The organism is Solwaraspora sp. WMMB762 (assembly GCF_049179115.1).
Lineage (GTDB): Bacteria > Actinomycetota > Actinomycetes > Mycobacteriales > Micromonosporaceae > Micromonospora_E.
The window spans coordinates 6,146,679-6,166,237 of sequence record NZ_JBMHMD010000001.1 but is presented as its reverse complement, the minus strand read 5'-3'; the positions used below and the strand labels follow the sequence as shown (position 1 = coordinate 6,166,237).

Annotated in this window: 15 protein-coding genes; 7 read left to right on the top strand and 8 right to left on the bottom strand. The window is 72.5% G+C overall.

The genetic code is table 11. The annotated features are described in order from the left end of the window. Positions 1–44: 44 nt before the first annotated feature. A complete protein-coding gene (locus tag ACN27J_RS27735; protein ID WP_421370726.1) occupies positions 45–1,481 on the top strand; it encodes a GuaB1 family IMP dehydrogenase-related protein in 1,437 nt (478 codons plus the stop codon). Between the two features lie 36 nt (positions 1,482–1,517). Here the strand turns inward: ACN27J_RS27735 and ACN27J_RS27730 are convergent, their stop codons facing one another. The 4 genes from ACN27J_RS27730 to ACN27J_RS27715 all read right to left on the bottom strand — a co-directional run bounded on the left by ACN27J_RS27730 (position 1,518) and on the right by ACN27J_RS27715 (position 7,221). Next, entirely contained in the window at positions 1,518–2,381 is an 864-nt protein-coding gene (locus ACN27J_RS27730) for a transglutaminase family protein (protein WP_421370724.1), read from the bottom strand. Further along, positions 2,378–3,331, bottom strand: a complete 954-nt coding sequence (locus ACN27J_RS27725) for an alpha-E domain-containing protein (RefSeq protein WP_421370722.1) — start codon at positions 3,329–3,331, stop codon at positions 2,378–2,380. The genes ACN27J_RS27730 and ACN27J_RS27725 overlap by 4 nt, the downstream gene beginning before the upstream one ends. After that, on the bottom strand, positions 3,325–4,965 hold the full coding sequence (locus ACN27J_RS27720) for a circularly permuted type 2 ATP-grasp protein (RefSeq protein WP_421370720.1): 1,641 nt from the start codon (positions 4,963–4,965) through the stop codon (positions 3,325–3,327). Before ACN27J_RS27720 ends, ACN27J_RS27725 begins: the two co-directional genes overlap by 7 nt. Before the next feature lie 852 nt (positions 4,966–5,817). Beyond that, a complete protein-coding gene (locus ACN27J_RS27715) occupies positions 5,818–7,221 on the bottom strand; it encodes an NAD(P)H-quinone dehydrogenase (protein WP_421370718.1) in 1,404 nt (467 codons plus the stop codon). Positions 7,222–7,354: 133 nt separating this feature from the next. On the opposite strand from ACN27J_RS27715, the gene ACN27J_RS27710 reads away from it, so the two are divergent. Next, complete coding sequence (locus ACN27J_RS27710; RefSeq protein ID WP_278167063.1) at positions 7,355–7,810, top strand: gamma-glutamylcyclotransferase family protein; 456 nt, start codon at positions 7,355–7,357, stop codon at positions 7,808–7,810. Between the two features lie 44 nt (positions 7,811–7,854). On the opposite strand, the gene ACN27J_RS27705 is transcribed toward ACN27J_RS27710, so the two are convergent. The 3 genes from ACN27J_RS27705 to ACN27J_RS27695 are packed head-to-tail and all read right to left on the bottom strand — an operon-like array spanning position 7,855 to position 10,283. Next, positions 7,855–8,613 (bottom strand): SCO6745 family protein, encoded by a 759-nt coding sequence (locus tag ACN27J_RS27705; protein WP_421370716.1) that lies wholly within the window; start codon positions 8,611–8,613, stop codon positions 7,855–7,857. Positions 8,614–8,667: 54 nt separating this feature from the next. Continuing rightward, a complete protein-coding gene (locus tag ACN27J_RS27700) occupies positions 8,668–9,642 on the bottom strand; it encodes a hypothetical protein (RefSeq protein WP_421370714.1) in 975 nt (324 codons plus the stop codon). Between the two features lie 11 nt (positions 9,643–9,653). Then, the gene (locus ACN27J_RS27695; RefSeq protein ID WP_421370711.1) at positions 9,654–10,283 is read right to left on the bottom strand and encodes an MBL fold metallo-hydrolase; all 630 of its coding nucleotides are present in this window, start codon (positions 10,281–10,283) and stop codon (positions 9,654–9,656) included. Positions 10,284–10,410: 127 nt separating this feature from the next. Here ACN27J_RS27695 and ACN27J_RS27690 point away from each other — a divergent pair, with 127 nt between their 5' ends. Next, positions 10,411–11,532 carry a DUF4349 domain-containing protein gene (locus ACN27J_RS27690; RefSeq protein WP_421372532.1) on the top strand — a complete coding sequence of 374 codons (1,122 nt, stop codon included), beginning with the start codon at positions 10,411–10,413 and terminating at the stop codon, positions 11,530–11,532. 8 nt (positions 11,533–11,540) lie between these two features. Here the strand turns inward: ACN27J_RS27690 and ACN27J_RS27685 are convergent, their stop codons facing one another. Beyond that, positions 11,541–12,800: an amidohydrolase gene (locus ACN27J_RS27685; RefSeq protein WP_421370709.1), complete on the bottom strand. Its 1,260-nt coding sequence runs from the start codon at positions 12,798–12,800 to the stop codon at positions 11,541–11,543. Between the two features lie 472 nt (positions 12,801–13,272). Here ACN27J_RS27685 and ACN27J_RS27680 point away from each other — a divergent pair, with 472 nt between their 5' ends. From ACN27J_RS27680 to ACN27J_RS27665, 4 genes are read left to right on the top strand one after another with little or no spacing between them, the layout of a single operon-like run. Beyond that, a complete protein-coding gene (locus ACN27J_RS27680; protein WP_421370707.1) occupies positions 13,273–15,312 on the top strand; it encodes a protein kinase domain-containing protein in 2,040 nt (679 codons plus the stop codon). A gap of 3 nt (positions 15,313–15,315) precedes the next feature. Next, a complete protein-coding gene (locus ACN27J_RS27675) occupies positions 15,316–17,043 on the top strand; it encodes a phospho-sugar mutase (RefSeq protein WP_421370705.1) in 1,728 nt (575 codons plus the stop codon). Between the two features lie 56 nt (positions 17,044–17,099). Next, on the top strand, positions 17,100–19,037 hold the full coding sequence (locus ACN27J_RS27670; RefSeq protein WP_421370704.1) for a hypothetical protein: 1,938 nt from the start codon (positions 17,100–17,102) through the stop codon (positions 19,035–19,037). Between the two features lie 28 nt (positions 19,038–19,065). Beyond that, positions 19,066–19,557, top strand: coding sequence for an NUDIX hydrolase (locus ACN27J_RS27665; protein WP_421370702.1), 492 nt, complete (start codon positions 19,066–19,068; stop codon positions 19,555–19,557). Positions 19,558–19,559: the final 2 nt, after the last annotated feature.

Here is a 19,559-nt window from a genome sequence, read left to right as displayed (position 1 = left end):
CCGGAACCCCCGCGCCGGGCCGCCCGGGCGGGCATGATGGCCGGGTGCGGTTCACTTCCGACGTGCCCGGCGGGCACGAGCTCACCTACAACGACGTCTTCCTGGTGCCCAACCGCTCCGACGTGGCGTCCCGCCTCGACGTCGACCTGGCCACCACGGACGGCACCGGCACCACGATCCCGATCGTCGCCGCCAACATGACCGCGGTGGCCGGCCGGCGGATGGCCGAGACCGTCGCCCGGCGGGGTGGTCTGGTGGTGATCCCGCAGGACATCCCGATCGAGGTGATCGCCGAGGTGGTCGCCTGGGTCAAGCGGCGGCACCTGGTGCACGACACGGCGTTGACCCTGGCTCCCACCGACACCGTCGGCGACGCGATCCACCTGCTGCCCAAGCGGTCCCACGGCGCGGTGATCGTGGTCGAGGCCGGGCGTCCGGTCGGCATCGTCACCGAGTCCGACTGCGCCGGCGTCGACCGTTTCGCTCAGCTGCGCGACGTGATGTCACGCGAGCCGTTGACCGTGCCGGAGACCACCGACCCGCGTACCGGATTCGACCTGATGGCGCAGGGCCGGCGGCGGGCCGCGCCGGTGGTCGACGACGCCGGCCGGCTGGTCGGGGTGCTGACCCGGGCCGGCGCGCTGCGCGCCACCCTGTACCGGCCGGCAGTCGACGCCGACGGCCGGTTGCGGGTGGCCGCCGCCGTGGGCATCAACGGCGACGTCACCGGCAAGGCCACCGCGCTGCTCGCCGCCGGGGTGGACACCATCGTGGTGGACACCGCGCACGGCCATCAGGAACGGATGCTGGCCGCAGTCCGCGCGGTGCGCAAACTGGACCCGGCGGTGCCGGTGGTGGCCGGCAACGTGGTCACCGCCGCCGGGGTCGACGACCTGATCGACGCCGGTGCCGACATCGTCAAGGTCGGCGTCGGACCGGGCGCGATGTGCACCACCCGGATGATGACCGGGGTCGGCCGACCGCAGTTCTCCGCCGTGCTGGAATGCGCGGCGGCGGCCCGCCGACGCGGGCGGCACGTCTGGGCCGACGGCGGGGTGCGGCACCCGCGCGACGTGGCGCTCGCCCTGGCCGCCGGTGCGGCCAACGTGATGATCGGGTCCTGGTTCGCCGGCACCTACGAGTCGCCCGGCGATCTCTACACCGACCCCGACGGCCGCCGCTACAAGGAAAGCTTCGGCATGGCGTCGGCCCGGGCGGTCAGCGCCCGTACCGCCGACGACAGCCCGTTCGATCGGGCCCGCAAGGCGGTCTTCGAGGAAGGGATCTCGGCGGCGCGGATGTTCCTCGACCCGGCCCGGCCCGGCGTCGAGGACCTGATCGACGAGATCGTCGCCGGGGTACGCAGTGCCTGCACCTACGTCGGGGCGGCGACCCTGACCGAGTTCCACGACCGGGCGGTCGTCGGGGTGCAGAGCACCGCCGGCTACACCGAAGGACTGCCGGTAGCCGGCAGCTGGTGACCGTGGTACGGCGGTCGGGCTCGGCAGCGGGCCGGTTCAGCGCAGCCGGGTGATCGCCACCTCGACGCCCTGACCGGTGTTCGCCGGGCCGGCGTACACCCCTTTAAGTGGTGGCACGTCGCCGTACTCCCGGCCCCGGCCGACCACCACGTGCCGCTCGCCTACCGGGATCCCGTTGGTCGGGTCGAACGCCGTCCACCGGCCGGCCCACCACTCCACCCAGGCGTGGCTCTGCCCGACGACCCGTTCGCCGGTCGCCGCGTCCGGGCTGGGGTGCAGGTAGCCGGAAACGTACCGGGCCGGTGTGCCGATGACCCGCAGCAGCCCCACCACCAGGTGGCTGATGTCCTGGCAGACGCCTTTTCGTTGCCGCCAGGCGTGCACCGCGTCGGTCTGCACCCCGGTCGAACCCGTGGTGTAGGCGACCTGCTCGCGGACCTGCTCGCAGATCGCCAACGCGGCGGCGTGCGGGGTCGGGTGGGCGGCCCGCACCGACTCGGCCAACGCGGTCAGCTCCTCGTCCACGGCGGTACGCGGAGTGGGCAGCAGGAACTCGTGCCACTGGTCCACCTGCTCCGGTCGGGCGAGATCGGCCCAGCCGGCCGAGTCCGCCGCGTCGAGCAGATCCCCCGGCGGCAGGGTCTCCACCGTGGAGATCGCGGCGACCTCCAGCGCGTCGTGCGGGGAGTGCACGTCGAAGGCGGTCACCCCGGTGCCCCAGTAGTCCTCGTACCGGTAGGTCCGGGCCGGCGGGAAGACCTCGACCCGGGCCTCCAGCACCGCCTGGCGGGCCTCGTTACGCGGCGACATCCGGGCCTCGTTGTACGACGACCCGACCGGACCGGCGTAGCTGAACCCGGTGCGGTGCTCCACCTTCAGCCGCCAGGAGTGCACGCTCACGCCACCGCCTCCGGAAGCCAGAGCACCGCCGCGGTCTGCCGGAAGTACCGCCGGGACACCGCGTCGTTGAGATGCGAACAGGTGCGCTCCAGGCTGTCCAGTACGGCGGCCAGGTCGGCGAGGAGTTCGTCGGCGCCGCGGAACTCCAGGTTGGTCCGGGCCCGCCCGATGATCCGCTGCGCGTCGGTGACCGCCCCGGACCGGCCGGTCGGCCCGGTGCCGGCGGTCCGTTCCAGCTCGGCGAGGCAGGACTCGGCGGCGGTCAACGCGGCGAACACCGACCGGGGGAACAGCCGGTCCAGCAGCAGGAACTCGGCGGCGTGCTGGTCGTCCAGCGAGCCACGGTAGGTGCGCAGGAAGGTCTCCCAGGCACCGCAGGAGCGCAGCAGGGTCAACCAGGACGGAATGCTGCCACCGGCCCGTACGTGGGTGGAGAGCAGCCGGGCGGTCATGTCGACCCGTTCGATGTTGCGCCCGAGCACCAGGAACAGCCAGCCTTCGTCGCGGCTCATGGTGGCGTCGGTGAGCCCGGCCATCAACGCGCAGCGTTCCCGGGTCCAACGGAAGAACGTGTGCACCCCCTGCTGCTCGACCCGACGGCGGGCGCCCGGCAGCCCGTGCCAGGTGGCGTTGAGGCACTCCCACATCTCCGATGAGATCGTCTCCCGGGCGCCACGGGCGTTTTCCCGGGCGGCGGCCAGCGACCCGACGACCGAGCTGGCGTTTTGTCCGTCGAGGCCGAGCAGACCGACGAGCCGCGCCGACGACACCGGCTGGTCGTCGACGTCGACGCCCATCACGCCGAGCAGCGACCGGCAGGCGGTCTCCTCGGCCACCCACGGATCGGAGATGATCCGGTGCAGGTGTACGTCGAGGATGCGGGAGGTGTCCTCGGCCCGCTCCACGTACCGGCCGATCCAGTAGAGCGACTCGGCGATCCGGCTCAGCATCGACCGCCCTCCCCGCGTACCTGTCGTCCCTGTTCCTGCTGTTGCTGTTCCTGCTGTTGCTGTTGCTGCTGTTGCTGTCGGGCGGAGGTCTCGGCGATGCCGGGGCCGGGGTCCGGGGTCGGCGCGGCCGGTGACTGGTCGACACCGCCGACGGTCAGGTCGGCGAGCACCGGCGCGTCGTCCGGGTGCGGCGTTGCGGTCGGCGACGCCAGCACCCAGGTGTCCTTGGAGCCACCGCCCTGGCTGGAGTTGACCACCAGGGCGCCTTCGGGCAACGCCACCCGGGTCAGCCCGCCGGGCAGCACCCAGACCCGTTCGCCGTCGTTGACCGCGAACGGGCGCAGGTCGACGTGCCGGGCCCGCAGCCGGTTGCCGATCAGCGTCGGCACCATCGACAGCGCCACCTCGCGCTGGGCGATCCAGCCGCGCGGGTCGATCAGGATCCGCTCCCGGACCTGGGCCAGCTCCTCGTCGCTGGCCTGGGAACCGATCACGATGCCGGCGCCGCCGGAGCCGTCGACCGGCTTGAGCACCAGCTGGTCGAGCCGGTCGAGGACGTGGTCGAGCACGTCCGGGCCGTCATCGAGGCGGTATGTCTCGACGTTCGGCAGGATCGGCTCCTCGGCCAGGTAGTAGCGGATCAGCTCCGGCACGTACGTGTAGAGCAGCTTGTCGTCGGCGACGCCGTTGCCGACCGCGTTGGCGATGGTGACCCGGCCGGCGCGGGCCGCGTTGAGCAGCCCGGCGACGCCGAGCACCGAGTCGGCCCGGAAGTGCACCGGGTCGAGGAAGTCGTCGTCGATCCGCCGGTAGATCACGTCGACCCGCTGCTCGCCGCCGGTGGTACGCATCGCCACCTCGTTGCCGACGCAGACCAGATCGCGCCCCTCGACCAGCTCGACGCCCATCTCCCGGGCCAGCAGCGCGTGCTCGAAGTAGGCCGAGTTGTGCACCCCGGGGGTGAGCACCACCACCGTCGGGTCGACGACGCCGGCCGGTGCGGCGGCCCGCAGCGCCCGCAACAGTTGCGCCGGATAGGACTCCACCGGCTGGATCCGGGTCGAGGCGAAGACCTCCGGCAGTACGTGGGCCATCGCCCGCCGGTTCTCCATCACGTAGCTGACCCCGGACGGCACCCGTACGTTGTCCTCCAGGACCCGGAAGGTGCCCTGCTCGTCGCGGATCAGGTCGACTCCGGCGACGTGGATGCGCACCCCGTTGTGCGGCACGATGCCGGCCGCCTCCCGGTGGAAGTGGGCGCTGGTCACCACCAGCCGGCGGGGCACCACGCCGTCGGCGAGCACCCGGGCCGGACCGTAGATGTCGGCGAGGAACGCCTCCAACGCGCGTACCCGCTGGGCGACGCCGGCCGAGACGGTGCGCCACTGGTCGGCGGCGATGATCCGGGGCACGATGTCCAGCGGGAACGGCCGCTCGACGCCCTTGAGCGCGAAGGTGATGCCCTGGTCGAGGAAGGCCCGGGCGAGGACGTCGGCGCGTACCTCCAGCTCGGCGCTGGACAGGGGTTGCAGGGTGGCGTGCAGGGCCTCGTAGGTCTGCCGGGGCATGCCTGGCTCGCCGAACATCTCGTCCCAGCCGGGGCCGAGGTGGTAGTCCTCGAACAGATCGGCCATCGGCCAGCCCCGCCCTTCATCCGACGACTGCGGTCCGCTCCCTGTCCCCGATGGTTATCACACCTGCCTGCATCACACCACGGGGCGCGGCAGCCTGCATCTTCACGGTCCCCGCACGGTACGCCGGGCTCGTTGCGTACGAGTAACGCGACCGGACGCCCGGCGAGGTCACGGGCCGTCGGTCCTGCGCGATTCCGGTGCCCGCAGCTGGCTCCGGGAACCAACGAGTTACACAGCGTTGCCTCGTCTGGTCCGGGTGTCCGACTGACCCTGATGCCACAGGTGCATCAAGATGCACCTGTGGCATCAGCCTTGGAAAGCATCATGGGTCCGGCAGCGGCGACGTCCAACCGGAACAGCTGATACGTCACGGCCCCGGTCACCATCGCCAGCTCGACCTCACGCATAGCCACAACCGCCGGCGCGAACGTGGTCCAATGTGTGACGTGCGGCGAGCTGTAACCAGATCGTCACCCTCCCGCACGAGGGTTGCTGGCTGGCCAACGCACCGGCGCCACCGTCTCGTCCGGGTGCTCGCCAGTTGATTCGAGCCATCGAGGGAACCGTCATTGTCGTCAAAACGGGCCCGAGACAACAATGTGGGTTCCCTCGGCACCGCAGCCCCGCAGAGTCTCGGCACCGCAGCCCCGCAGAGTCTCGGCACCGCAGCCCCGCAGAGTCTCGGCACCGCAGCCCCGCAGAGCGGGGGCGGGCTGCCGGCACGGGACCTGCCGGCAGCCCGGGCGTCGTCCGCGACCGCCGGGAACGGGGGATCCGGGGGTAGCAGATGTTGCCGTGTCAACCGTACGCCTTCCTGGCCGATCCGCGCCGCCCCCGAAAGTTCCTAATCAATCACTCTTCGTCATGCCACATGAGCTGACGTGCGGCTTCAGCGATTGATCCGGACAACGAAGGATAAATTGTGATTGTGTGCGCCAACTGGCTCACCGTCATGTGGTTCTCCACCGCGACGGTGATCGGCATGATCAACTCGCTGGCCTTGGGAGCCACCACCACCCCGCCGATGATCTGCCCGCTGGCTGGCCGGCAGAACAGCTTGACGAAGCCGTCCCGCAGGTCAGCCATCTTCGCCCGGGCGTTGCCGGCCAGCGGCAGCATCACCTGCCGGGCCTGCACCCGCCCGTCGTCCACCTCGTCCTGGGACACCCCGACGGTGGCCAGCTCCGGATCGGTGAAGACGTTCGCCGCGACGGTACGCAGCCGCAGCGGCACCACCGCCTCGCCGAGCGCGTGCCACATCGCGATCCGGCCCTGCATCGCCGCGACGCTGGCCAGCGGCAGCACGCCGGTGCAGTCGCCGGCCGCGTAGATGCCCGGCACATTGGTACGCGACACCCGGTCCACCGGCACGTGCCCACTGTCCGCGACGGTCACCCCGTACTCGGCGAGCCCCAGGTCCGCCGTGTTCGGCACCGAGCCGACCGCGATCAGCGCGTGCGAGGCGGTCACCGTACGGCCGTCGCTGAGCCGCACCTCGACGCCGTCGCCGACCCGGGTGACCGCGTCGGCGCGCGAGTTGTTCAGAATCGTCATGCCCCGGGCCCGGAACACCTGCTCGATCGCCATCGCCGCGTCGGCGTCCTCGTGCGGCATCACCCGGTCCCGGCTGGAGACGAGGGTCACCGGCACCCCCATCGCCAGGTACGCGCTGGCGAACTCGGCACCGGTCACCCCGGAGCCGACCACCACCAGGTGCTCGGGCAGGGCCGGCAGGTCGTACACCTGCCGCCAGGTCAGGATGCGTTCGCCGTCGGGCACGGCGGTGGGCAGCTGCCGGGGCGTGGCGCCGGTGGCGACCAGTACGGTCGACGCCTCGATCGGGTACTCAGCGTCACCGCTGTCGGGGCTGACGAGCACCCGGTGGGTGTGACCGAGCGTGTCCTCACCGAGTCGGGCCCGCCCCGCGACGAATGTCACACCAGCTTTGACGAGTTTGCTTTGCACGTCGGCCGACTGGGCCAGCGCGAGGCGCTTGACTCGGGCGTGCACTGCGGGCGCGTCGACGGTGACCGCGTCCAGCCCGTCGGAGTCGATGCCGAACTCCTCGGTGTCCCGGTACCCGGTGACCACCTCTGAGCTGGCAATGAAGGTCTTGGACGGGACGCAGTCGGACAGTACGCAGGCGCCGCCCGCCCCGTCCGCCTCGACCACCGTGACGTCAGCCCGCAGCTGCGCCGCGACCAACGCCGCCTCGTAGCCGGCCGGGCCACCGCCGATTATCACTATCCGCTTCAAAACGACTCTCTCCCCAAACTTGAACTTATGCTGACGAACCACCCGGCTGACTACGGCCGCCGACCGGTTGCCCGACACGCGACACGCTCACTCGTATTCTCCCCCACCCCTCTGCCGGGCTATCGTCATCGCCGTGCGTCACTACGCCGCGTATGGCTCAAACCTCGACCCTGCTCGGATGCGTGCTTACTGTCCGCATTCGCCGATGGTGGGCACCGGCTGGCTGGAAGGCTGGCGGCTCACCTTCGCCGGTGAGGGGGTGATCGGCTGGGAGGGAGCGGTCACCACCATCGTGGAGTCGCCCGGCGACCGGGTCTTCGTCGCACTCTACGACGTGCACCCGTGGGACGCCGCGCAGCTCGACGAGGTCGAGGGCGCGTTGTCCGGCACCTACCGGCGGCTGACCGTCCGGGCGGTCACCCTGGACGGTGCGGTCACCGCCTGGGTCTACGTCTTCGACGGGTACGAGGGCGGGCTGCCCACCGCCTGGTACCTGTCGGAGATCGCCAATGCCGCCGAGAAGGCCGGCGCGCCGGACGACTACGTCGCCGAGCTACGGAAGCGACCCACCCGTACCGCCACCGCCTGACCTGCCTTCCACCGGCCGAGCAGCAGGCGCCGGCCGTACGCCCGTCAGTCGGCCGGCCGACCGGTCGCCGGCCGTACGTGGGACAGCGCGTCGTGCAGCAGCTCGACGAGTTCCCGCCGGTGCTCCGCGCGCAGCGCGGCGAACGCCTGACCGGTGATCCGGTTGGTCACCCGGTCCGCCCACAACCGGCGGCGGATCAGCGGGCCGACCGGCGGCCACGGCGGCGACCACCCGGCCGCGACCGCAGCCTTCGTCCCGTCCGGGCCGCCCAGCAGCGCCTCCACCGGCGTCAGCCCGGCCACCCGTACCGCCATCAGGTGTGCCCCGGAGCGGTGCTCGGCGAGCAGCCGCACCGCGACGGCGGCCCGCGCCCCGGCCGTGTCCTCCGGCCGGGACATCGCCCGCCAGGCGGCGAACAGCGGCATCGCGGTTGCGTCCGCCGCCCCCACCACCGCCTCTGCCAGCTCGACCAGCCGGTCCACCTGCGGGCAGTCGCCGAGTTGCTCGACACCCCACCGGCAGCATTCGGCCATGCTCACCGCCGCCACCTCGGTCGGGTCGGTCACCGCGCTGGCGGCCTGCCAGCCGTCGGCCACCGCGTCGGCGGCGATGAACCCGAGCACGGCCGCGACCGTTTCGGCCGGTACGCCGCCGAGCACCCCGGCCCGGCCGGCGATGTGGAACGCCCAGCCGCTGAGCCCCAGTTGGCGCGCCCGGCTCAACGTGCGCGGACACTCCTGGTAGGCCGTACTCAACTCGTGCAGGCTGCGCCGGCACGCGCCGGCCGCCTGATCGGGAATCACCGCGTCATCGCCTTTCGCCCACCCGCCGGCCGGTCACCGCCACCGACTTTCCGGTCAGCGGTCGGTCTGCGGCCCGGGCAGGTCCTCCAGCGCGGCTGCCACGTCGCCGGCGTACCGTCGGGCGGCGACGGCTGCCCGTTCCGCAGTCTTGCGCGCCACCTTACGACGGACATGCTCCCGCTCGGCTGCTGAGCGTCGCCGTTCCCATTCGGCCAGTTGACGCTGCGCCTCGGCGACGGCGTCGGCCGCGGCCTGCTCGGCGGCGACGGCCCGGTCGAGTTCGGTGCGGGCGGCCCGCTGGCCGGCCTCGGCTTTGTCCAGCTCGTCGACCAACCGCTGCCGGCGGGCGGCCAGCGCGCGAGCAGCCTTGTCCGCCGCCCGCTCGCGCTCCCGCTGCGCCGCTGCCGAAGACTCCCCCGCCCGCGAAGACCCTGCCTTCCGCGAAGACTCCCCCGCCCGCGCGGGTCCGGCCGCCCGGGTCGGCTCATCGGCGGCGGCCACCTCGTCGTCCGGGCCGACCAGCCGCAACCGGGGCCGCGGGACCTCACCGAAACCGGCGTAGTCGACCGCGCGGACCAGCCGGCCGGACCGCACCTGGGCGGCGATCTCCTCGTCGGCGAGGGCGGCGGACAGGGTCGCCTCGACCTCGCCCAACGGCAGCTTCGTCGACGCCAGCGCCGGATCCTCCGCGACGGCCAGCTCCCGGCACTCGGCCACCAGCCCGTCGACCAGCGCCCGCCGCCGGGCCGACAGCTCCCGCAGGGCGGGACCCCGCAGCTCCCGCTGGGCGGCGCGCAACTGCCCGGAGAGCTCCACCAGGCCGTCGAGCAGGTCGGCGCGGCGCAGCGCGAGCAGGTTGACCAGCCAGGCGGCCACCGTCGGTTTGCGGAGCTTGCCGATGGCCCGGGCGGTCTCCGGGTCGCTGCCCCGGGCGGCCGAGACGGCCTCGGTACGGGCCGCGACGAACCGCGCCGGCGGTACGGCGTACAACTGTCGCACCACCTCGGCGGGCACTCCGCTGCCGGTCACGGCGCCCCGGCTCAGCGCACCGAGGTGCCGGCCGGCAGCCGGGCGTAGTCGCAGCCGGCCAGCTTGGTCATGTTGCCGTCGGTGACCTTGTGCCCGGCGTCGTTGAGCAGCCCGTCGTGCAGGGCGAGCGCCCGGCGCGGGGCCACCGCGCGGACGAACTCGACCGCCTCGGAGAGCTTCAGCCAGGGTGCGGAGACCGGCACGAACAGGGTGTCCACCTCGGCGTCGGTCGGCACGTCGAACGAGTCACCCGGATGGTAGACGGAGTCGGCGATCAGGAAGCCGAGGTTGGGCACCCGGGGCAGGTCGGGGTGGATCTCGGCGTGCCATCCCCCGTACGCCCGGACCGGGATACCGGCGGCCTCGAAGCGCTCCCCGGACTCGACCGCGGTCGCCACCTCGCCGAGCCCGTCGAGCTTGGACACCACCGAGGGATGAGTGTGGATGGTCACCGAGGGTCGTCGGGCGAGCGCGTCGGTCAGCTGGCCGACGTCGAGGTGGTCGAAGTGCTCGTGGGTGACGAGGACCGCGTCTACGCCATCGAGCGCGGCCGGCTCGCTGAACGCGCCCGGGTCGATCACCAGCACCGCGCCGTCGTGTTCCACCCGTACGCAGGAATGGCCGAACTTGGTCAGTCGCACCGTGACCCCCTGTGAGCCGAATCGTGATCTGCCGACTCGCAGTCTGCCGGAACCGGCCGGCTCGCGCCGCACGTCTGAACGACACCTGGTGAAAGCGTATGACGATTCCGAGGAGCACCCCTTGACTGTGAACAACGGAAGACAAGGCCGGTGGCGCCTGCGTGGCCGGCGCGGCGCGTCAACCGGGACGGCGGCCCTGCTCGCCCTGCTGATCCTGACCGGTTGCTCGGGGTCGGAGGACTCCGGGGTCAGCAGTGCCGCGGACATGCCGCAACGGGCCGAGCCGGCCCCGGCGGATGCGATGCCGGGCGACGGCGGGCTGACCGGCGGGGACGACGCGGGCGGCGAGGAGGCGGCCGGTGCGGACACGGCCGGCGGCGGTGAGCGGGGCGGCCAGGCAGACCGGCCGGACGGGACCTCACCGGTCGACCTGGCGGTGGGCAACCGGTCGATCATCTACTCCGGGTCGATCACCGTACGGGTGACCGACGTGCCGGCAAAGGCCGGCGAGGCGGCGACGATCGCCACCTCGGTCGGCGGGTTCGTCGGGCGCGACCAGCGCTCCGAGTACGAGTCGTACGGCCGGGCCACGCTGGAGCTACGGGTGCCGGCGGAGCAGTTCGACCAGGTCGTCGACCGGCTGTCCCGCCTCGGCGAGGAGGTCAGCCGGGAGTTGACCACCCAGGACGTCACCGAGGAGGTGCTCGACCTGGACGCCCGGATCACCACCCAGCAGGCCCGGGTGCGCAGCGGCCGGGCGCTGCTGGCCGAGGCGGAGACCCTCGCCGACCTGGTGATGCTGGAGTCGGAGCTGGCCAAACGGGAGGCGGACCTGGCGTCGCTGGAGGCCCGCAAACGTGGCCTGGACGACCTGGTGACACTGTCGCGGATCACCGTCGAGCTGGTCGGCCCGGACGCGACGCCACCGGTCGACGACGAGTCGGAGCTGGGTTTCCTGGCCGGGCTGGGGGCCGGTTGGCGGGCGTTCGTCGGATCGATGCAGGTGCTGGTCACCGTGCTCGGCGCGCTGCTGCCGTGGCTGATCGCTCTCGGCGTACCCGCGGTGGGGGTGTTCTGGTTGGTGCGCAGGGCGCGGGGCCGGTCCCGGCCGGTCCCGGCCGTCACCGCACCGGCCGTCACCGCACCCGCTGGCGGCGCACCGGTGCCGGCACCGCGAGGTGACGACGGCGGTACGGAAGGTCACCGCACGGACGACGACCGGGTCGCTGGCGACGCGACGACCAGCTGATTCGCTGGTCAGTCGGCCTCGGCCAGCTGCAGCACGGTGTGGACGAGCAGGCGGACGCCGACGGCGATCGCCCGCTCGTCCACGTCGAACGAGGCGCGGTGCAGGTCGCTGCCGGCCTCGGCGCGGCCGACGCCGAGGCGGGCCAGAGCACCCGGCACATACTCCAGGTACCAGGAGAAGTCCTCGCCACCCATGCTCTGCGGGGTGTCGGCGACGGCGGCGGGGCCGAGGGCCGCTGCGGTGGCGGCGGTGAGCGCGCCGATCGCGGCGGCATCGTTGATCACCGGCGGGCGACCGCGCAGGTACTCGATGTCGACCGTCGCGCCGGTCGGGGCGACCACTTCCCGGATGATCTGGGTGACGATGTCCGGTGCGGCGTCCCAGGTCGGCCGGTCGAGCACCCGCAGGGTGCCGGCGGCGCTCGCCTCGTTGGGGATCACGTTGTACTGGGTGCCGGCGGACGCCTGACCGAAGACCAGCAGCAGGCCGGCGTTGGCCGGCACCCGCCGGTTGACCAGCGCGGGCACCTCGGTGACCAGCCGGCCCAGGGCGTTGACCAGGTCGACGGTCAGGTGCGGGCGGGCGGTGTGACCGCCCGGCCCGGTCAGCCGCACGCTGATGTTGTCCGCCGCTGCGGTGATCGGGCCGACCCGCAGCCCGACCCGGCCGACCGGCAGGTTCGGGTCGCAGTGCAGCGCGAAGATCTGGGTGACGTCCTCGAGCCCGCCGGCGGCGATGACCTCCAGCGAGCCGCAGGGCAGGATCTCCTCCGCCGGTTGGAAGATCAACCGGACCCGCTGGCGCAGCTCGCCGCGGTCGGCGAGCTGCGCGAGCAGCATCGCCACGCCGAGCAGTACGGTCGTGTGCACGTCGTGCCCGCAGGCGTGGCAGACGCCCGGCACGGTCGACCGGTACGGCACGTCCTTGACGTCGGCCAGCGGCAGTGCGTCGATGTCGGCGCGCAGCGCGACCACCGGGCCGTCAGCGGGGCCGGCGTCGATGTCGCAGATGACGCCGTTGCCCTTGGGCAGCAGCCGGGCGGTGAGCCCCATCCTGGTGAGCTGGTTGGCGATGAACGCGGCCGTCTCGAACTCGTGGCCGGACAGCTCCGGGTGGGCGTGCAGGTGCCGCCGGATCGCGGTCAACTGCCGCCCGCGGACATCGAGCAACTGGTCCAGCCCGGCCGGCAGGGGTTGGGCACCTGGCAGTGGATCGGGCCAGGACGACGCCATCTCGCTGCCGGTGGGCAACGTCAACGCACTCGTCACGTCAGATTCTCGATCACTGTGGATGGGATGGGACTCCGACAGCCTAGACCGGGGACGGTAACGCTGCGCAACGTCATTCGGGTAGTGACCGCATCGCGTATTGTCATGGAATGCCTGGTAGAGGCGATCGGACCGCTGCGGTCCGCCCCGAATGTCACCATCGTAGGCAGCCATGGGTCCCACACCTCCTACGCCGAGTAACGAGCCACGCAGCGACCCGGCTGCCGGTTCGACCAAAAACTGACAGATATCTGACTGTCGCGACACCCCCCGGTCCGGGCATGCCATCTGATAACGACACCGTGACGGGTTGCGCACCTAGAGTCCGATCCGGTGTACATTGGGCTACCACACAACGACACAGAGTGGACTTCTCACCAACCTCGGCGCGTAGCTTTCGTTCCGCCGAGCGACCCAGCAAGATAGAGGGGTTGGTTCCCCGGCCCCTCAATTTCTCTCGGCGGCATTTCCTGTGACTCAGATTCCGACGTGGAGTGGCGGACCAGTCAGCTCTACCAGCGCACGAGCGGCACCCGGCACCACCATCGGTGGCCGGTACTCGCTGCGTGCCGCGGTCGGGCACGGTGGCATGGGCACCGTCTGGCGCGCCACCGACACCCTGCTCCGACGCGACGTGGCGGTCAAGGAGGTCGTCCTCCCCCCAGGGCTGGCCCCCAGCGACCGCGACGCGATGTACGAACGCACCCTGCGGGAGGCCCGCGCGGCGGCCGCACTGCAACACCCGGCCGTGGTCCAGGTCTACGACGTGGTCACCGAGGGTGGCCGCCCGTGGATCGTGATGGAGCTGCTGGACGCCCGCAGCCTCGCCGACATGGTCATCGAGGACGGCCCGGTCGCCCAGCGCGCGGTCGCCAAGATCGGCATCGCGTTGCTCGGTGCGCTGGAGGTCGCCCACGCCATCGGCGTCCTGCACCGCGACGTCAAGCCGGCGAACGTGCTGATCTGCACCGACGGTCGCTGCGTACTCACCGACTTCGGTGTCGCCCGGATGCCCACCGACGTCCAGCTCACCACGCCCGGGATGGTGCTCGGCTCGCCGCACTTCATTTCCCCGGAGCGGGCAATGGGCCAGGACTTCGGGCCGCCGAGTGATCTGTTCTCCCTCGGCGTCACGCTCTACACCGCCGTCGAGGGGCGCCCGCCCTTCGACAAGGGCGACCCGATCGAGACCATGCACGCCGTCGTCGAGGACCCGCCCGCCGTCCCGGTGCGTTCCGGCCCGCTCACCGAGGTGCTCTTCGGCCTGCTGGAGAAGGACCCGGCCCGGCGCTTCGACGTACCGACCGCCCGGAGCATGCTGCGCGAACTGCTCGCCGGGCCGCTGGCCAGCAAGGCCCCGGCCAACCTGGTCACCGACCCGTACGCGGTGGTCTCGGTGCAGCGGCCGCCCAGCTGGCAGCAGCAGGCCCCACCGGCACCGCCGGCGCAGCCCCAGCCGAGTGGCAAGATCGGCGGCCGGGCGATGATCGGCCCGGATGAGTCGCTCACCGACCGCCTCGCCGAGCTGCGCAAGGCCGGCCGGCAGATGCCGAGCGCGGCGCAGTGGTCCGCCGCCGGGCTGGACAACGCCAACCCGACCTCGCCGGCGGCCGGAGCGACCGCCGCGATGCCGATCAGCCAGGCCGGCGTACCCGGTCCGCGTGGGCAGCAGCCGGGCCGGCACGGCCACGGCCAGCAGAGCGGTCACGGCCAGCGGGGCGGCCAGGGCGACGCGCTGCTCAGCCCGACCGGGGCGATGCCGGCGCCGAGCTGGGGCGACGGGCAGCCGGGCTGGGATCAACCGCCGGCCGGTCGGTCGGCACCGGGAGGTGCCACCACCGCCGGGGCGATGCTGGACAAGGCGATCGCCGGGCTCCGGCAGGGCACCGGCAGCGCCGTCGACAAGGTGAAGAGCTGGGACCGGAAGGTGCAGATCGGCGCGGCGGCGGGTGCCACCCTGCTGATCCTGCTGATCTCCACCGCGCTGTTCAACAGCGGCTCCGGCGAACCCCGGCAGCCGACGCTGACCGCGCCGCAGATCACCGAGGAGCCTGCGCCGGCCATCCCGACGAAGACCGTCAACGAGCGCGGCGTCACCGTCGACGTGCCGGAAAACTGGGAGAAGGCCAGCGGCGGGCTGTACACCGACTTCACCGACCCGGACGACGCGGGCCGGAAGGTCCGGATCGTGGTCGAGCCGTCCGGTTCATCGGTGCAACGCTGGGCCGAGGTCGCCGAGAAGGGCCTGAAGCGGCCGGAATCACAGTCCTGCGCCCGGCCGTACGCCCAGCTCGACATGACCACCGACGTCGAGCTGGCCGGTCGGCAGGCCGTCCAGTTCGAGTACACCTGCGGTGACGGCGACAACAAGCGGCACGGCGTCTGGCGGGCGGTCGTCGCCAACGGCAAGGCGTACTCGTTCTTCCTCACCACGCCGGACGCGCGGTTCGAGGAGAGCCTGCCGGTCTTCGAGGAGATGGTCCGGACCTTCCAGCTCGCCGAGGCCGGCTGACCGATGCCCATCGACCAGTCGGCGGCAGCCGGCGACCCGGCGACGTTACCGGCGACAGCCAGCGACCCGGCGGCGTTACCGGCGCGGGTGGCGGCCTGGCTCGGCGACGAGCCGGACCCGGCCGCCCGCGCCGAGCTGCTGACGCTGCTGGACCAGCTGCCGGGCAGCGCCGCCGAGCTGGCCGACCGGTTCGCCGGGCCGTTGACGTTCGGCACCGCCGGGCTGCGCGGCCCGCTGCGGGCCGGCCCGAACGGCATGAACCTGCAGGTCGTCACCAGGGCCGCCGCCGGGCTGGTGAGCTGGTTGGCCGAGCAGGGCGGCTCCGGACCGGTGGTGATCGGCTACGACGCCCGGCACGGATCACGGGCCTTCGCGGTCCGCACCGCCGAGGTGGTCACCGGTGCCGGGCGGGACGCCTACCTGCTGCCCCGCCCGTTGCCCACCCCGGTGCTGGCGTACGCGATCCGCGCGCTCGACGCGGTGGCGGCAGTGATGGTCACCGCCAGCCACAACCCGCCGCAGGACAACGGCTACAAGGTCTACCTCGGTGCCCAGCTCGGCGGACCGGCCGGTGCGGGCGCGCAGATCGCGCCGCCGGCCGACCAGCAGATCGAGGCGGCGATCCGGGCGGTCGGAAAGCTGGTCGACGTGCCGCTCGGCGGCCCCGGCAAGACGCTGGACGACGAGATCGTCGCCGGCTACCTGCGGACCGCCGTGGCGGTGGTGGACCGGGCGACCCCCCGGGCGCTGACCGTGGCGTACACGCCGCTGCACGGCGTCGGTGGGGCGGTGCTGCGGGAGGCGTTCGTCGGTGCCGGATTCCCGGCACCGCTGGTCGTCGCCGAGCAGGCCGAGCCGGATCCGCAGTTCCCGACCGTGGCGTTTCCCAACCCGGAGGAGCCGGGCGCGATGGACCGGGTCGTCGCGCTGGCCCGGGCACACGGAGCCGACCTGGCGATCGCCAACGACCCGGACGCCGACCGGTGCGCGGTCGCGGTGCCGCACGGCGGCGACGGGTGGCGGATGCTGCGCGGCGACGAACTGGGGGTGCTGCTCGCCGATCAGCTGATCCGGCGGGGCCGGCACGGCCGCTACGCCACCACCATCGTCTCGTCGTCGCTGCTCGGCGCGCTGTGCGCGGCGCGCGGCGAGCCGTACGCCGAGACCCTCACCGGCTTCAAGTGGATCGTCCGGGCCGGCAGCGACCTCGCGGACACCGCCGAGGTGCCACTGGTCTACGGCTACGAGGAGGCGCTCGGCTACTGCGTGGCGCCCGACCAGGTACGCGACAAGGACGGCATCACCGCCGCGTTGCTGCTCGCCGAGCTGGCCGCCGAGCTCAAGGCGGCCGGTCAGGGCCTGACCGACCGGCTCGACGAGCTGGCCCGCGAGTTCGGGGTGTACCAGACCGACCAGCTTGCGGTGCGGGTCGACGAGCTGAGTGAGATCGCCACCGCGATGGCCTACCTGCGGGCGCACCTGCCGACGACGCTGCTCGGCGAGCCGGTCACCGCGACGCAGGATCTGCTGCCCGACGCCGACGTGGTGATCCTGCGTACCGGCACTGCCCGGGTCGTGGTCCGTCCTTCCGGGACGGAACCGAAGCTGAAGGCCTACCTGGAGGTGGTCCAGCCGGTGCCGGGCGGCGACCCGGCTGCGGCCCGCGAACGGGCCGACCGGGCGTTGGCACAGCTGCGGACGGAGACATCGGCCGCCCTGAACATCAAATAATGTCCGTTTGACCCGTTAGGCGCGACCAATTCATATTGCTGCTCGTTTAGCTGGTTATGCTGGCTAGCCGCTGCTTCGCCTACCTGACCGCCGCGACGCACCGGCGGTACGCACTGCTCCCCTTCCACCGGCAGACCGCCCTGTTTCGGCTGACCCGTCGGCCCGGCCGGGCCGCCCGATGCTGGCTGGCCCGACGTCTGCGGCCGGCCCGACCGACCGCCGCCGGTCTCCCCCGCCGATGGTCCGTACTGGACGGGCGCCCCGTCCTGGCCGTCGTCGACGACACGATCAGCCCGCTCAACGCCCACCGGCGCAACCTGCACCTCGTCACCGACGCACTGACCCGGGCCGGGGTGGACCACTTCGTCATCCCGGCCGCATCCGGGCTCAGCAGCCGGGTCGGGGTGCCGGCCGGCGAGCGTACCGCCGCGCTGCGGGCCCTCGGTGGTGTCGGCGGTCTAAGGGCGGCGGTCGCCGAGCGCCGGCACCGACGGCTGCCGACCCGGCCACGCTGGCGGCTGCGCCGGACCCCGGTGATCCGGATCTTCCAGGCGGTGACCAGCGTCGACGGTCAGCTGACGTACGGCGGGCAGGCTGCTTGCGAGATCGAGTTCTGGACCGTCGACGGCGACCGGCTGCACGCGCCCCGGAGCAACGACGTCACCGCCGTGGTCCCGGCCCGGTCGGCCCCGGTACGGCTGACCGAAGCCGAGGCCTGCTCCTTCGCGCCGGAGGACCGGATCGCCCGGCACGTGACCCGTACCCCGTTCACCCGTCGGCCGGCGACCTGGCCCGACTTTCCGGTCGACCTGGTCTGCTGCTGGACCGACCCGACCGATCCGCGGTGGCGGTCCCGCCGGCAGCGGGCCATGGCCCGCACCGCCGGGCCGGTGCCACGAGCCCGGCGCGCCGACCGGCACCGCCGCCGCAGCGGTGCCGGCGGTGCCGGCGGTGCCGGCCCGACAGGCCGCGCCGACGACGAATGGGTCGGCTGGGACGGCACCGAAGAACTGCGTCACCTGCTCCGCTCGGTGCACCTGCACGCGCCCTGGATCCGGCGGATCTTCCTGATCACTGCGGACCAGGTGCCGGGCTGGCTCGACGTGGACGATCCACGGTTGACCGTGGTCGACCACCGCGATCTGCTCGGTGGCCACACCGTGCTGCCCACCTTCAACCCGTACGCCGTCGAATCCGCGGTGCACGAAATCGACGGTCTGGCGGAACGGTTCCTCTACCTGCCCGGCAACGTCTTTCTCGGCCGGCCAGTCGACCGGACCACCTTCTTCGAGCCCAACGGGATCCCCAAGGTGCTGCTCGATCCGGGTGACACCTCGGCCGTGGCCGCTGCGCGGCGCGTCTTCGCCGACCAGTTCGACCGCCTCGTCGACCCAGGCACCCCGCTCGGCGTACCGTTGCCGGTGCGCCGCTCCACACTGGCCGAGATCTGCACCAGCATTCCCGACGTGGTCGCCCGGATTCGCGGTCACCAGATCCGGCAACCGGACGACGTGTCACTGATCCGCTCGCTGCACCAGCACTGGTCGTACCTGCGGGGCACCGCGATCCCCGGGTCACTGCGCCGGCACCACGTCGACCCGGCCGCCCCCGACGCCGCGCTGCGGCTGCACCGGCTGCTCGACCAGCGCGACGCCGACGCCTTCGGGCTGGACACCGAACTCACCGACGCGGTCGACTCCATCGCCCGCCGGCTGCGGGTCGAGTTCCTCAGCCGCTACTTCCCGACCCCGTCACCGTACGAGGTCGACGCGGAGACCGCGGCGGCCCGAGCCCCGTTCACCGCGACCGAACTGGCGCAGCGCCTGCTGCGCCCGCCGGTCGGCCGGTTCCCGGCCGGACCGCAGCTACAGCTGGCCGCCGCGCCGCAGCAGGCCCGCCACCGCGACACCGGGTATCCCGCACAGCCGGACCCGCTGTCGGCGGCCGACCCGGTCCCGGCCACCGAGGTGCTGGTGGGACACCGCTGCGGCTGACCGGCCACCGGGTACCTATGGTGACCAGGTGCAGGCGATCATCGCGACCCTCGGCTACGTACTCTCCCCCGACGGACGTCAGGTGCTGATGCTGCGCCGCGACACCCGGCCGGACGACATCCACTACGGCTACTACAACGGGCTGGGCGGCAAGCTGGAGCCGGGCGAGGACGTCATCGCCGGCATGCGCCGGGAGATCCGGGAGGAGTCCGGGTTGGAGTGCGGGCGGGTCGAGCTGGCCGGGACCATCTCCTGGCCAGGCTTCGGCCGGCACAGCGAGAACTGGTTCGGATTCCTGTTCCGGGTGCCGACCTGGTCCGGCGAGCCCTGGCCGGACTGCCCGGAAGGCACCCTGGTCTGGACCGACCTGGCCGACGTCCTCGCCGGCCGGGTGCCGATGTGGCCCAGCGACCGGCACTTCCTGCCGCTGGTCTTCGCCGAGCAGCCGACCGTCTTCCACGGCGTGATGCCGTTCACCGACGGCGTGGCGACCAGCTGGAGCTGGACCGCCGCCAGCTGACC